Source organism: Maribacter antarcticus DSM 21422 (genome assembly GCF_000621125.1).
GTDB lineage: Bacteria > Bacteroidota > Bacteroidia > Flavobacteriales > Flavobacteriaceae > Maribacter > Maribacter antarcticus.
Window position 1 is genome coordinate 730,283 of sequence record NZ_KK211214.1, and the last position, 17,512, is coordinate 747,794.

Consider the following 17,512-nt stretch of genomic DNA (forward strand, 5'->3'; position numbering starts at 1 on the left):
TTAGTTTGATTGAGTTTTGGTGAGTTCCAAGAATTGTTCTTCCAAACTTTCTTTTCGTTTGACCATGTGGGACAGTACAATTCCTTTGTCAAAAAGAGAACGGTTGAAATCTTCCGCGCTAATATCCTCTTTTAAGAAAGCAGTAATGAGTCCGTCTTGGGTTTTGATTTCGCCAAAGCTTAGATTGCCTTTTAAGTGGTTGATAAGCGCCTCAGTTTGGGTAGATTTTAGTTCAAAAAAACCGTGGGAGGCCAACATATCCGAAACTCGACCGGAATATAATTTCTCACCTTTTCTGAGAATTACCACATGGGAACATACTTTTTCTACCTCATCCAACAAGTGCGACGCTAATAAAATGGTAGTCCCTTGAGATGCAATCTTTTTTATGATTTGTCTAATTTGATGGATTCCTTGTGGATCTAAGCCATTGGTAGGTTCATCAAGGATTAAGATTTCCGGATCGTTAAGTAGAGCAGATGCGATAGCCAAGCGTTGTTTCATTCCTAAAGAGTAGGTTCTAAACTTACTATCCTTTCTGTCTAAAAGGCCAACTAGTGCTAACTTTTCCTCGATTTTATCATTTGGGACCTCTTTAATTTTACAGACCAATTTCAGATTTTGTACCGCAGTCATATAGGGGTAAAAATTAGGTCGTTCGATTATGGCTCCCACCTTTTTAAGGGCTTCGTGGGTAGAGATAGCTCCGTCGAACCAAGAAAATTCTCCTTTTGTTTTGTTGACTACGTTTAGTACGATTCCTAACGTAGTAGACTTGCCACTCCCGTTGGGTCCTAAAATACCGTATACATTCCCTTTTTCTATAGTGAACGAAAGGTCTTTTACAGCAGTTAGGTAGTCAAATTTTTTAGTAAGATTTTTTACCGTTAATATATGCTCCAAAGTCTGATTGGTTTTAATTGATATATTTATATGACGAAAAATCGAATCGATTGTTACAAATCTTCTGCTAAAGATTAAAAGAATAGTGGTTCTTATTAGTTCTTTTTGACTCGAACCGTAATACGCCTATTGGTAATTATGGTTCTTGGTCCAACAGATAAAACAACCTCATTAGTTAGGGTTTGCCCGCAGACGAAAGTGTTGCTTAAAAGGATAGCTCTGTATATAAAACCGTTTTTATCTAAATCAGGCGATAGTATGGTCAAAGCATCGGTTTGTGCTCCTATATATTCGCTTCCTTCGGTAATGGTGGTAAATGTAGTTCCGCCGTCTGTACTCACTTCCCATTGGTACGTATCGGTATCGGATGAAGAAAGTCCCATGGCACCGTCATTACCTAAAAATACACGTTGGGGTACAGGGCCAACCGAAATAGTTGGCCCTGTACCTGTTTCCTGAAAATCAAATGTGCCGTTGTTGTCTAAATCTGCCGGGCTAGGGTAGGCCGCTACGGTAACCGTTCCGTTGCCATTCGTTACTGGTGGTGTTCCTGTTCCGTATTCGCCACCATCACCACCGTCAGCATTTGAGTCGTTATAGGCTTCGTTGCCGTCGGAGCAGCCGTCTGCATCACTATCTAAATCATAGATGTCTGGAATAGTATCTGAATCTGAGTTACAAGTTTCTGGTCCAAAGACCTGTAGTTCTCCTATGTTTATATATTTACCACTTATATTCCCTGCCATTTGCAAACGTATATATCTTCCAGTAGTACCAGCAGATATAATGATTTGAGTGAGTCCGCTTGTATTTTCAAGTTGGAAGGTGAAAGTTGAATTGCTTAAGGATTGACTAATATTCGTATTGGTCGGAAACGGCATATTGGATACCATAACGTAGGCATTAGAAAGTCTGTCCGAACAACAGTCTGTTCGGTTCCAAATGTGTATTTCGTCAATAAGTTGACTACTACCTAAATCAATGGTTAGCCAATCTGTGTTTGTACTGCCGCCAGAATGTGCCACAGAACCTTCAAACCAATTACTATTTGTATTTCCGTCTATTGCTTTTGATGCATCACCACCTGGATAGGTAGAGCTCAGTGTTGCAGTTCCGGCAAGAGCCAGATTAATATCATTTAATGGACATTCTATAGTATCTAAAATACCGTCATTGTCATCATCTAAATCAGATATGTCCATGACTCCGTCATTGTCAAAATCATTTAAGATGCTTACTGAAACTAACGGGGTATCAACAGTACTATTACTATCTGTTTGGTCTTGTGCATTAGTGACGGTATTAACAATTGATTGGGTGGGTATTGTTAGATTATTAGCGTCTGCCAAAGCCACTATTGTAATCGTTTCCAAGGTGCCACTGGTTAGTGTCCCTACTGTCCAATTAGGAGAGGACCAAGAACCAACAGTTGGTGAAGCTGAGACTATAGACAGCCCAGTCGGTAAAACATCTGTAATAACTAAATTGGTGGTTGGATCTACTCCAAAGTTCTGGGCTGTAATGGTAAAAGTTACGGTGTCTCCTTCATTTACAGTAGGGGTATTTGCTGTTTTTATGAGTTGTATATCTGGGTTGCAGTAATACGCTTGTAAATTGTTGGAGTCATAGGCACAAGGCCCTTTGGTTACTCTTACAAAATAATCCCCTGCTACTGTTGGGTTATATGTAGTACTCGTAGCACCCGCGATAAGAGTACCATCAAAAAACCATTGATAAGCATCGAAAGTTTCGCCAATAACTTCCAAATTTGCACCTGGTAGGCATTGCGTGCCTGTAATCTGTAAATCTACATTTGGAGCAACATCGAATCCCGAGAAATAGCCTGCTAATCCACGGTTTGAATTAACACCAAAAAAACCAACGGCTATAGGTCCGGTCGATTGTACATCAACATTACCCGTCAGATTTGGAATATAAAACGTTTTCCAATTGGTATTTCCTGTAATAGTAACTGAAGCGGGTTTGGTAACCGTTCCTGAACCATCGGTAACAATAATGTTGCTGTCTTGTGTTGTAGTGGACGCGATGATAGTAATACCACCTGTTAAAGTCGTATTTGCGGCATCAGTAATGTCCGGAATGTTATTTACGGTATCTGGTAGTAAACAATTTAGAGGAGCAACAAAATTCAATCCGGCGGTCTGTACCCCTGTGCTACCTGCAAGATTTTGATATGCATAAGCATCTTTAGACGTACGGACGTACATATTGGCCCCCGGTGCGTTAGAGTAATAATTACTGCCTGGTACCATAAAAAAATCTCCTTCATTGATCGTAGCCAATGGAGTTGCAGCACCATTGACAAAGATTTGAGTATTGTTCTGGGTAGCTATGATGATAGGAAACTCTGTATCGTCAAGTCCTCCTGCCCTAATAAATACGTATTCTTTACCCAATCTGTCCTCAGGTACAGGTTGGTCTATTCCAGCATCGCGATTTGATGCTCCGGCTTGTCGACCATAATTCATCATACCGTTACTGATAACGATATCCTTATCGGCATCGACAGAGGCTCCCAACCACCCTTCACTTTGTGCAACTGTGAAAGTATTGCCTAAATAAGCTTCAAAAACGAATGATTCATTTTCGTCCAATATAATTTGATAACTATTATCGGTAATTCCATTTTTATTGGAGCCGAGTCTAAAAGTGCAATTTGGATTATAACCCGATAAGATAATGGTCGTATTGTCTTCGGTGGCCATAATACCCAGCGTATTGGACTTGGATACATGCGTTCCTAGGTTAGGCGCACCACCCCATTTGAAACTTGTACCCATTGCTGCCCTTCCCTTAGATGTCAACGAGGCCGCTTGCGATCCTGAAACGCCTCTATAATTAACATAAAAACTGTTGCCACTTGGGGCCTCAAATCGTAGTCCGCTATTGGTCAGTTCAATACCGGTGTTGTTATCATCTACTAAGGTTATGTTGTTATTTCCATCTGCAAGCGTATATGTAATTGGACTTGCATTGGAGAGAGTGAATGTGGCAATAGCGATAGCATCGGTTCCTCTATAGACATTTACCGTAAAAGGACTAGTCTCAGGTGTGGATAGATAAATAGCTTGGTCCTGAATAGCCGCGTTATTAGAACCTTGTTTTAAAGGTGGTAAATAGTGAAGGTCGCTCAATTGTGAGTAGCCCTTAAAACTGACTACTACAAGTACAACACAGAAGAGCCAAAACTGTTTTCCCATTATAACAATGTTTTAGGTAAAGAAATCAAGTTTTAGGTGGTCTAGCAATTATTTGTTATGAACCGATGCATCGGAGTTGTTATCCCTGTATTTAGTAGGGTTCGGAGTTGTTATCCCTGTATTTAGTAGGGTAGGGTAGTTGTTGAATTATAAAAATGGTCAGCTTAACGCCGCACAACATAGTCTTGAAATATAGATGTAAACAAGTTCTGGTATATCTCTTTTAAAAGGTATACCAGAGCTTTGGTTGTGTTGGTTATTGCGTTTTTTTATCGATATAAGGTAAAGTTTCCTACGAACTCTCTGGTGTCGTCTTCTCCGTTTAGCTTAATTACATACCAATAATCTCCTGTAGGTAGCGTATTGTCCTGATAGAACCCATCCCATCCTTCAGGACTATTCTTTAACCTAAATACCAAACGGCCATAACGGTCGTAAATATTAAGGAATAACTCTGGGAATTGTTCAATGTTCCCTGGAAGCCAAATATCATTTTGCCCGTCACCATTTGGGGTAAAGAAATTAGGTATTTCGATATCTATGAACTCCATAAATATGTTAGCCGTAGCAGCACAGCCGTTTTCATCAAGGACGGTCACTTCGTAGTTCCCTGTTTCCCTTATGTAAAAAGTGTTATCATCACCGTTATCAACTCCATTAAACAAGAAGGTATATCCTTCTCTACCGCCTGCTCCTATAACAGTAATCTCGTTTAAGCTTTGTTGCTCCAAGGAAATACGTAGAGGCTCAAAAGCTTCAACTTCAAATAGGAAGGTTCTAGTACATCCATTATCATGAGCAATAGTTAGCATATGGGAACCTGGTGTAATATTCGTAAAATCGGGTTCAAGTTGCAGATCGTTTGGATCTGTGCTATCCAATGCAAATAATAGGTATAATCGTTCTGTTTTATCTTCTAAAGTTACTTGGATGCTGTTACCCAAGGCACCATCGGGACAATCATATATGACTTCTACAGTTGCGTTGATATTAACGCCCTCCGCGACAATCACCGTCTGATTGGTTTCGCAACCATTGGCATCTTTTACAAAGACAATGTAATCGCCGCTTGTAAGATTGGCATAGGTGAATAGGTCTTCAGTATAGTCTGCCGAGCTATTGGAGTTAAGACTTGTGCTGTAAGGGGCAGTTCCACCCGTTGGGGCAATGGTGATTACCCCATCGGCTTCGCCAACACAATATTCCGGTGTTACTGTAACTTCCATTTCTAGAATGTCTGGTTCGGTAATCGTAAATTCTATCAGTTCAAAACAACCTTTACTATCCTGCACGATAACCGAATAGTCTCCGGGAGCAAGGTTTTCAAAGCTATTGACCTCATCGAACTGATTCAGATTTGGGGATATAGCGTACTGGTACGGTGAAGTACCGCCTTCCATACTTATTACGATACTACCGTTATCGTCACCATTACACAGAACATCCGTAATTGTTGGGATGACTACCAAGACTTCCGGTTCTGTAATCGTAAGTACCTCTGATGTGACTTGACAGTCGTTACTCAATACACTCACATAATAGGTGCCTTCTGTCAGATTATCAAAAAGACCGTTTGTCTGGTAGGGTCTAAGTTCATTCGTTAAGCTAGCGTCAGCGAATAATCCATATTGGTAATTCCCTAATCCACCATCGGCTACTGCATCAATAGAAGCGGTGTTTTCTCCGTTACAATTAATGACTGCTGCTGAGGTGTTAAGAGTTACACTAAGGTCTTCAATAGTACTTACACCTACTTCATTAGATATAGTAGATAGACAGTTAAAGCTATCCTGAACGTAGTATTGGTAAGTGCCTGCCACCACACTTAGGAATTCGTGCGTATCAGGGCCGTTTGATCCGTTCATAGGATTAAATGTGGAACCATCCGCACTCCAAGTATAGGGTGCTGTGCCTCCTTCTGCTGTTAAGACCAATGTAGCTCCTTGTAGACACCCAATAGATTGGGTAGTCAACAACTGTGCGTTGACATCGATTGGCTCTACAATTTCTGTTATTACCGATTCAAAAGTACATCCCATCGTATCCAATACTTCAATAGTATAGAATCCTGCATCCAAATTAGGGAAGGTGTCACCAACTTGGCTTGCTGTACTTCGTAATAAAGTACCTCCTGTAACATCACTATAGCTATTTAAAATATACCTATAGGAACTGCTTACATTTCTTGGGCTCAGTGCTAAAGAAAGAGAAGCATCTGTATCTCCCTGACATTCCAAAGTTGTTTGGGATATGCTTCCATTGATAGCATCTGGCAATAAAAGTTCAAAAGCATTCACAAATGTTTCAGTACATCCTAAAGCATCGGTTACGCTAATGCTATATTCACCGGCTGTTAAGTTTTGGAACAAATTTGCATTTACTCCGGTAGCATTACTTACCGTGCTGGTTATCGTATTTGTTAATTGGATATCATAAGGTGCTAATCCGCCTAAAGGTTGTATCGAAGCCGAACCCCTGTCGTTGCTACAACCTGCATCTGTTCGCTCTATCGTATCTAAAGTAAGCGCTGCAGGCGGGGTAGTAATACTAAAGGACCGTACTTGAGAACAATCTGGGAAAGCATCTTGGATTACTTCTACTATATAAGTACCACTAGGAACAGGTATACTAGCCGTTGGCCCCATGTTCGCAGAACTACCGTTCATTATTGCCGGTCCATCATCGGAACGGTCGGCAGGCGTGCCATTACTATTGAATATTTGCCATGTAAAACCACCGGTGTAGGTTGCGTCTGTCATAGTCAGTGTAATACTGCCATCATCACCAAAACAAATGGCATCCGTAACTTTATCAACGGTAATATCAAACGTGTTTGGGTCTGCTACGGAATGGGTTGCTGTAATTTCACAACTGGTTGCTATATTCCTTATGGTAAAGGTATAACTCCCAGGTTGCAGATTAGGAAATTCATTTGAGGCTTGGAATGCGCCAGTTGGCAACATCCTAAACTCGTAGTTTCCTGGATGACTCGTATAGTTGGTGATAGTACTTGTAATATCTATAGAAATACCCTCTCCTAAATTGCTACAAGAGATGGTGTCATCTACGGTTATGGTCGGCGTTTCTAAAGCATCATAAGCGGGTACATTAACCAACTGTTCTCCTACACATCCATTTTCGTCGTATGCGCGAACCATTACATCCCCGCCAGCAATATCTGTAAAGATATAACTGCTGTTGGTTCCGTTTTGTACTACGGTGCCACTGCCATTTTCTACAAACTGATAACGGGTATAGACTCCCGACCCTCCTGCAATACTGGATAAGTCAATAGTAATAGTTGCGTTGTCTTGGGTATTACCAGTGCTACAAACAAATGGAGTTACCGTTGGTAGATCAAAAGTGATAGGATTGGGTTCATTTACCGTAATATTATTTAGTGTTGTTGTACATCCGTTAGGGGCTGTTGCTGTTATGCTATACGTACCAATAGGAAGGTTTACATAGGTGCTAGTTGCAGCATTGAAGCTTCCATTGTTTGGAACTAAGCTATAGGTCAACGGATTGTTGCCATTATTATTTTCCGTGATTGCTATCGTGCCATCACTGCCGTTGTTGCAGGTTACATCTGTTGGGATAGCAGTGAAACTAGGTTGAACCGCCGGTGGTACAATTACGGTAAACGAACGGCTACATTCAGGACTACTGGTTCCTACGTCATAGATGTTTATAGTATAGGTGTCTGCCGTTGTTACTAAAGTAGCTATAGAAACGGTGGCCATGTTTTGCCTACTAATCACTGTTCCTGAGGTGTTGGTAATTTCATACTCGTAATTACCAGACCCAGCGGATATAGATAAGGTCAATTCTGCCTCTTGTCCTGTACCACAACCTAAATTTTGAGTAAGTGATGCTGTTGCTTGAAGATTTGGGTTTACAGTAATCGCACGCGAATCTGTACAACCGTGACCATCTTTTACAAAGACCGTGTAACTTCCTGGGGTAACATTATTGAAAATACCACCATTATTAACATACGTAGTTCCATTATCCAAGGAATATACCATAGATGCAGCACCTGTAGTTGCCGAAATAGTCACTGATGCTGCTGCACTACAATTATCTATCACGACTGTATTTATTGTTGGATTGGCGGATAAGTTCATTGTTACATCCCCTAAGTCATATGAACAACCATACTGGTCTCTAACATGAACATTATAAAGACCTGCTAAGGAGTTAGCAGGAATTTCTATTGGGTTGTCCGTAGTGCCAGTAAGTGTAAAACTTCCTGGGCCACTAACGTTGTAATTGTACGTACCGCCGCCACCTTGTATATTCTCTACTAGGATTAGTCCTGGATTCTCACAACTGATATGTTGAAATGGGTTCAGTGTTGCTGTTATGGGGTCTAATTCCTCTAAAAGCAGGTTTTCCGAAGCAGAAATACATGTATCTATTCCACTGTTTACTTCTGATACAACAATATAATATTCATCTGGAGCTAGGTCGATTATATTAATAGTAGAAGCGTAATTAACGATATTACCAGCTAAACTTGAAGTTGTTCCATTACCACTGGACAGAATAATATTTCCACTTAAATTATATAATTCCCATCTCATATGAAGTTCCGTAGGGGCTATATTATCTATCAATGTATAGGTGATTTGTCCATTATCTAATGTTGAACAAGCAGGTTGAAATACAGCATCAATATCTATCGGGTTAGTTTGTAATTCTGCTACGTTCTGCTCACTTTGTCTAATACAACCATTCGCATCTTTTACATAAAATACATATGTTCTTCCAGGTATTAAACCCGCAAAAACTTCTGGATCAGATAATCCTTTAGCAGGAGTTGACCATGGATTTGCTGGGGTTACAGCATTAAAGGTAGCTGGATTATCCGTATAGGTATATTGATAAGGGGCAGTACCCTCGTTTCCTTGTACGGTAACCTCTAATTCAGTACAGTTTTTAATTACTGTCGATATTGAAATATCTAAATCGTCTAGCGGGAAATTTATAATGTATTGAGGTAAATTAATTCTACATAATTCATTGTTAGAAGCATCCACAGTTCTTATAGATGGATCAACTGCATTACCAGATGTTAATGTGTATGTAGGGGCATCAAAAGTATCTGATGTCTGCCAAGTTGATCCTCCATCATAACTAAATTGTAAACTTCCATTTAATGTGGTGGGATAGTTTGTAAACCTAAAACCAGTTGCAGGGGCACAATCATCAGATAAAATAGATTCTAAATCTGCAGTCAATTCAATCGGTTCGTCAATAGTAGCCCCATTCACTGTTACCGAGCAACCTGCAGCATCCGTAATGATGACATTATAAGCTCCAGGAGTAAGGTTAAAATAGGTTTTAGAAGTAGACATAACACCGGTCTGTGTAGCATCAGAAGTACTATGGTCGATATCTACTAATTGATAGGTATATGGAGCAAGCCCAGAAGTAATGTTCACATCAATGCTTCCATCATCTCCAAAACAAACGGCGTCTGTAGGTAAAGCAGTAAAGGCAAGAACAGGAGAACTAGCTACAGTTCTAGTTTCTAAAAACTGACAATACGGGTCTGTTGAACTGTTGTCCCTAACATAAACATCAAAGTCACCAATGGTCGCGTTTGTTACGGAAAAGCTATTAGCCGCTGCAAAATCGCTATCCTGAACCGCAGTTCCAGTTGGTAAAAAGGCATACACATAGGAACCCAATCCGCCAGAAGGAGTTGCTGTGATACTACCATCGCCACATGAACTTGCATCAACGACGTCTATTTGAGCTAAAAGAATAGGAGAAATAAGTACGGTTTCAACTGGAGAAACACATCCAAAACTATCTGTTACCTCAATATCATAAGAACCATTTGATAAGCCTGTAAATGTATAGTCCGTTGCTGTAGCCGGGGTAGGGGTCATCCAAGCACCACCACTAATTCTAAAGGTATATCCACCATTTCCAGCAGTGACCAGAATAGTAATAGAAGCATTGTTTTGTCCATCATAACAGGCAACAGGTGCTACATCAAAAGTGATGGTAGCCGGCGGGTCAATTGTTACTGCATCACTTAAAGGTAATAATGCCTCACAACCATTAGTATCTCGAACACGTACAAGATAATCACCATCGGGAATATTTGTGAATCTCGGGTTGGTTTGATATGCGGCTATTTCAGCACCTCCTACGTCTTCCAAGCGATATTCGTAAATAGGACTTCCTCCAGTTGCTGAAGCTTCTAAAGTGCCACCCGTATTAAAACAGGTGTAGTCTGCTATTTGAGTTAATTGAGGTACAATAGGAGCGGGGGCGGTTACTGTAGCTTGGAAGTCTGTAATACAAGAATTATCAGCTGCTTTACGTACTTCAATTGTATATACGGCGGCAGCAAAGGTTGCTGGTGTAGTAACTGGAGATACTAAAGAAGTCGTCCAAGTAGCACCACTATCCGTAGAGTATTCAAAACCTGTTGTAGTATCAAAATTGGCAACTTCAAATCGTATAGCCCCATCCGCACTTGTGCTGCAGCTTGGGTCTATTGTGCTAAGTAAACTAGCTACAAAGGCTTGCCCTGTTTCGACCAAGACAGTAATGTCTGTAGTTTTTTCACAAATTTCAGGTGCTTGCGAAGCTTGTATATCGTCTAGTATTAATTCATTACCATCATCACTGAGTTGACTACTCCTTAAGACGATACTAATAACTGTATTTGCACCAGGATTTAATGTTGCTGCTCTCGCATGCCAATCGTTTGCATTATTATTTTTTGGTATTTCATTCGTTGCAAAACTGCTTAGAACGTTACCAGAGGTGTCTACTAATTCTATTAAAATTTCTGGATTGTTACCAACAGAACCTGTCTGTCGCAAATTGTAAGCCCAGAATGAGATATCAATATCCCTATTTGGAAGTACTTCTATAGTAGTCCTGTTCCAAACAATACTGTTCGTGCCAACTAGATTATTACTCGGGTTTATAGCGAGGAATCGTCCGTCTGCTAGCGCAGAATGGTCATTTGGATTTCGGTAGGCGGGAATTGGATTGGTAACGTTATTGGTTACCGAGTATTCGCCGTCTACTAAGATACCAGCAGGACCTAGATTACAGCTTGTGGTGCTGCCATCTTGGGGTTCATAGCAATAGCCTGGTCCAACTTCCCCAATTTGAGTATTTGGTCCTGTTCCAAAATTCTCAAAGAATAAGGTGCTTTGGTTAGGCGCAATACTCCCAGTATAACCAACAGTTATGGTTTGGGTTCCTACAGCTACATTAGTAAATGTATTATTATCCACTGGTGCGTTCAACGTACCGTTTAAGGAATAGGTGTAATTAAAATCCGAGGTATTGGATGGAGTCATGGTGATAGTGCCCGTTCCAGTGCAATCATAGTCTACGGCTTGACTAAAACTAGGCTCTGCAATAGGATTTGGAACAGTAATATCCATATCATAAGTACATCCTAAGTTGTCTCTTAATACCAATTGATAAGAACCGGACAATAATCGTAGTTCGTCTGTAAATCCAAAAGTACTACCTCCGTCAAAACTAAATTCATACGGTGCTTGACCTCCATTTGGATTCAAAATTTTCACCAATGCGCCGTTTGGGTCGCAAAAGGCATCTTCTATAATGGAAGGAGAAGCTGTTAAACGGAATGGTTGGGTGACTTCATAATCTAAAGTCTCAACGCAACCTACACCTCCGTTATCGCTGCTGTCCATCACTGTAATTGTAAAGAAACCTGCTGCAAGATTGTAAAAAGTATCCGTGGTTTGGTAGTTCACTCCTCCATCTAAACTATATCGATATGGAGCTGTCCCACCAGTAACATTCACGGTAAGATTGGCTGTGCCAGAATCTGCACAGGTAATTGTTGTATTTGAGGCTGTTATTACTGGGTTGCCTAAATCTTCAATTGTGATACTATTTGATACCGCAAAGCATCCGTTGCTATCAATTACTACGAATTCGTAATCACCAGCATCAGTACTATCGCGAAATAAAACGTTTGGTGTGCTTTGTAAATCTGCTGCGGGTATATCTGATGGATTTGCATATAAGTCAACCCCATCTTTACTCCAAATAGCCATTTGGTAGGTAGTGTTTGGTGCACCCCCGCTTGGTGTTAAGGTAGCAATACCAGAGGCACAAGTTATGTTTTGTGAGTTAGTTGCTATCAACCTTACGTCAGGCGTATCGTTAACGACTATTTGTTGTGAATCCAAACAGCCATCATCTGTTCGCGTTACAACAATATAGTTATTTGGATTCACATTGGAGAATACATGGGTGTCATTATTCAAGGCAGGTTGACTGCTTACTAATGACCCAAGGCCTCCATTGCTTCCATCATCCAAACGAAGTTCATAACTGTAGTTAGGTACTACATTTAAGACCTGTATGCTGATAGTTCCAAGTTGATTACAATCTGCGGGAGTTGTGGTTATATTTACTTGAAAATCAAGCTCTTGAATACCAATATCTGCTGTTTCAAACAAACAATTACCGGAAAAACAAAGTGTATCATTATAAATTACACCCGTACTAAAGCCAATTGCGCCACCTGTAGAAAGCATTTTTCCTTCGATACTTGTATTTGCGCCTGAGGTACAGGCTCCGCCATGGGAAAGAAATGTTCCTTTCAATTTTGCGTCAGCACCTATACTAATTGCACCAGTGGTGACTCCTGCTCCACCAAGCCAAAAAACGTTACAACGCTTCGTTCCATTAGTTAAGATTACTTTTGACTGTGCTGCTACTGTAAATGCCCCTGCAAACTTGAAAACAAATATTGCATCTGGATTGTTTTGACCGTCTAAGGTTATAGCTCCTGCTAAAGATCCTGCTGCTGCTATCGAATAAACCCCGGAATTTAGCGTTTCTCCACTTCCAAAAGCGGGCGTGTGTGCAGTTTCCGTATTGGGTAACGCCATAAGTGAATTATAAGCGTTATCTACGTCTATGACTGCTTGTGCTGTAACAGCGTCTTCAGTGAAAAGCGTTCCTGGAGTGCCGTCATTACTCGTATGAGTTGAAGTTCCAAAACCACTTATAGCACCATTATTTGTACCAATATCACCAACGATACTAGATGTAGAAGTATTTGACACAGCACCAATACTAGTAAAAAATGCAAAATCTTTAAGACTTCCTAAAATATCTAAAGCATCAACAGGTGCGCAATCATTTGAACATGTCTCACCACCAGCTCCTATAGGTTCCCCAGTCGAAGGATCTAATTGGGTAACTTGTACCTTATACGTTCCATTATTAACTATATTGAAGTCAGGACCGTTGTTAGCGGAGAAAGGAACAATAATATTGCCATTAATAGCATCTACTAGTTGGAAACCATAACCAGAACCTACATTGGTAATACGAATAGAACCATCGGTAGTACAAACAATGTCTTCCGCTGTATAAGTAACATCCAATTCATTCTTGAAGACATTAAAATAGAAACGACTAAAACAACCGTTTTGGTAATTGATTACTACCCTATATTCACCACTTTCCGATACCGTAAAATTATCCTGAGTTACTCCAGTACTCCAGGTACAGGTCCCATTTTTGTTGGCACAATCATCGCCAGTACTACTGCAGCTATTCGCATTTAATTTTTGCCAAACTATACTTTGGGCATCTGTTATTCCCAATTGAATAGTCGCTTCATCATCAACGCCACACAAGAATATTTTAGTTAGATTATCGCCATCTATGGAACAGGTTACAATTTCACCTTGCAAATCGTTGTCTGGATTATTATCTGTATTTACTTGATTGAAGTAGTCTTCGATTGGGTTGGTTTGTGTCGACCCAAAACCTTCTACTTTTATTTGTTCTGCCAAATTTGGACAGCTACCGTTGCTAGATTTTTCAACAATGTAATCTCCAACTGTCGTTACTAAAAGGGTGCTCGGGTCATTATCCGGGTCACCATCATTAATCGAGGTCTCACTGCCGTCAACTTGGCCGTTACCATTAGCGTCCAATACCCAGTTATAGGTCGTGAATCCAGAACCTGCTGCCAAAATAACATTGTCACCACATAACTGGACAGTTCTTGCTTGGTTACAGTTAGATAGGTCGTTAAAAATAGAATTATTCGCTATGTTTCGTGTTTGTGGGCATCCTGATATGGAATTAGATCCGTTTTCATCTGTAAAAGTGCCGTTGTTCAAAACGCCTTGATACGTAGAAAAGGCATTGTTTTCCAAACTAGAAGAACATGCAGCTACAAAATCAGAACAGTTTAATGCAATAGTAACTTCTATCCTTACGCTATACTCAGGATCGCCAACCTCTACTAAATCATTTGGAATAGTGAGGGTTAGTGTTTGGCTAGGCAAATCAAATGAAGGTATAACATTTGGTGCGTTTGATATATCAACACTATTATAGGTGACGTTATCTGGTAAAATATTCCGTATGGTGTAATTCGTAGCATTGTCATCTCCCGTGTTTTGAAAACGAAGTACATATTCTAAAGTTTGTCCAAGACTTACATCTTGTCCGTTTATATCCGAACCTCCTAAATCTTCGGAGGTATTGCCAAGTATGATTTCTGGAGCAAAAACCTTAATGTAAGATGCAGCTATAACACTACCATCTGGATTAACAGCTGGAGGACCTGAAGCATATTCGCCTCCGTCACCGCCATCGGCATTAAGGTCTTTGTAATATTCGTTTGCATCACTACAGCCATCACCATCGCTGTCAAGGTCTAAGTTGTCTGGAATACCATCATTGTTTGTATCACTGCAGACTGGAACATCAGCGATTGTTACTTGAATATCATCTATTAAGTTTCCAACGGATAAGCTTCCGTTTGCTGTTGAAACGGCCTCAAAAATAAATGTAGTATTTACCTGACCAGCTGGCACCGTGTAAAACCCGGAATAATAGCCCCAAGCATCATTATCATCACTCATGGTCGCTTGGACTGTAGCTGATGCCAAATCTGCGCCTATTCGAACCCGCATAACGTCTACACCTGCTCTACCTCTATGTCTTAAAGACCAAGCCATCACTGTACCAGGTGTCAAACAAAGGTTTTGGTAAAGTGCGGAGTTTTGGTTGGCATTAAGTTCTGCAAATTGATTACCATCAAAAGCTGGAACGCCTAAAAAACCGTCTGACCACAATTCAATTCTGCCATCTGTGGCCGTGGTTGACCAGCCTTCAATTGCGCTTTCATGCAAAATGCGGTAGGAATTATTAGGAATTATTGGATTCTCAAAACTTTCGTTTACTATAGGTTCAAAGCAAATATCTACGAAACATTCATCGTCATCATAAATACCATCGTTATCATCATCTACATCTGTAATATCAATTACACCATCATTATCATAATCATTATGAATGGTTATTCTGGCAGAAGGGGTATCCTCTGTTATGTTTATATCGACTTGGTCTTGTGTATGGGTTATCGTGTTAATTAAACCGATAAGAGGAAGGGTATCAATTTCATCTCCTCTTACTGTAAGAAGCAAAACAGCTGTTCCACCACCATCTAAGGTACCGATATTCCATGTGCTACCACTCCAAGTTCCTGTAGTAGTTGATGCAGATACAAAGGTGAGCCCTGATGGTAAATTATCTGTAATTTGAAGATTAGTTAATGGAACAGTACTAAAATTTTTCACCTCTAACGAAAAAGTTGCAGTTTCTCCTTCTATTATTTCTGGTTTGTCTATTGATTTGTTGATTACCACATCTGAATCGCAATAGTAAGCGGAAATTGTTTGGGAATCGTAGGTACATGGACCTTTGGTTCCGCTACAATAAAAATCACCAGCTTTTGATGGCTGAAAACTTGGGCCGTTCTCTCCTGGGATTAAAACTCCATCTTCATACCATTCATAGGCGTCAAAATTACCTGTAACTTCAAGAATATCGGCATTCGGTAAACAACCGCCACCCCCTCTAATTTCTAAATTTACAACAGGTACGGTATCAAAACCGGAAAAGTATCCTGCAACGCCTCTCGCACCGCTATATCCAAAAAATCCAACTGCCATTGGCCCTGTAGATTGTACACTAATATTACCACTAAGGTTTGGTATGAAAAATGTCTTCCAATCTGAAGATCCTGCTACAGGAACCGAAGCCGGTAATGGTATAGTGGAAGCATCATTGCTTACCACAATATTTTCATCGGGAGTATTTACCGCTGCGATAATGGTTAAACCACCAGTTACATTAGTGCCCGCCATGTTTCTTATATCTGGAATATTGTCCATTACATCTGGCAACAAACAGTTTACCGGTGCAACAAAGTTTAAACCTTGTGTGTAGGCGGTGCTAGCTCCAGCCATACATTGGTAGGCATAGACATCTTTAGACGTTTCAATTAGCATGTTTGCTCCTACCGTAGTTGAAGAGTAAAAGCTGCTTGGCACCTCAAAATAATCGCCATTGTTAAGCGTTGCAGTCGCAGTTATAGAGCCATTAATGAAGATTTGGGTATTATCTGCAACGGCTATTAATAGCGGAAATTCCGTCCATCCATTTGCATTTCCGTTTCCTCTAACAAAAACATATTCTTTTCCTAATCGGTTTTCTGGTACGGGTTGGTCAATTCCGGCATCACGGTTACTCGCACCTGTTTGTCTACCAAAGTTCATGGAACCGTTACTAATCACAATATCTTTATCCGAAATGATGGATGCTCCAATCCAACCTTGGCTATTTGCTACTGTTGGTGAATTACCTACGTAGTTTTCAAAAACAAAAGATTCGTTAGCGTTTAGTGTTACGGTATATGTGTCGGCTGTAATTCCTGCTACATTATTCCCTAATCTAAATTCACAGTCGGGGTCATAACCAGAAAGGGTTACTGTGGTGTTATTCTCGGTCGCCATTATCCCTAAAGTATTGGATTTAGAAGGATGTTTTCCTAGATTGGGTACACCGCCCCATTTAAAACTGGTTCCCATGGCTACTCTACCTTTGGACGTAAGTGACGCTGATTGGGCATTACTACTACCTCTATAATTCACGTAGAATTTATTATTACTTGGAGACTCAAAACGAAGCCCGCTATTGCTTAAAACAATTCCGGTATTGGCATTAGTAACCAAGGTAATATTGTTATCACCATTACCTAAAGTGTAGACCGCAGGAGAAACATTTGAAATATTAAAAGTTGCAATTACAGTCGTATTGGTACCACGGTATGCATTTACCGTAAAAGTTGTAGGTTCTGGCGTAGAAAGATAAATCGCTTGTCGGTCAATTGCTTGTTTATTTTGACCTTGCTTCATGGGTGGTAAATAGTGAAGATCGCTTAGCTGTGCATGCCCAACAAATGCAAAAAAAACTGCCAGTATTAAAAGTATCTTTTTCATTAAATGCTATTCCTTTGGATTATTGTACGCTAAAAAACCAATTTATAGCCGTGTAGG

At 40.3% G+C, this 17,512-nt stretch carries 3 protein-coding genes; all 3 read right to left on the minus strand.

Annotated features, from left to right (window positions below; genetic code table 11):
• Complete coding sequence (locus tag Q360_RS0119700) at positions 1–903, minus strand: ABC transporter ATP-binding protein (protein ID WP_027078623.1); 903 nt, start codon at positions 901–903, stop codon at positions 1–3.
• Positions 904–998: 95 nt separating this feature from the next.
• Entirely contained in the window at positions 999–4,124 is a 3,126-nt protein-coding gene (locus Q360_RS25480) for a galactose-binding domain-containing protein (protein ID WP_084273507.1), read from the minus strand.
• A gap of 269 nt (positions 4,125–4,393) precedes the next feature.
• Entirely contained in the window at positions 4,394–17,455 is a 13,062-nt protein-coding gene (locus Q360_RS26830; protein ID WP_051554818.1) for an ice-binding family protein, read from the minus strand.
• Between the last annotated feature and the right edge of the window lie 57 nt (positions 17,456–17,512).

What these genes read in the sequence shown, in the direction of transcription:
- Q360_RS25480 (WP_084273507.1), bottom strand. Translation starts at nt 4,124, where the DNA reads ATGGGAAAACAGTTTTGGCTCTTCTGTGTTGTACTTGTAGTAGTCAGT.
- Q360_RS26830 (WP_051554818.1), bottom strand. Translation starts at nt 17,455, where the DNA reads ATGAAAAAGATACTTTTAATACTGGCAGTTTTTTTTGCATTTGTTGGG.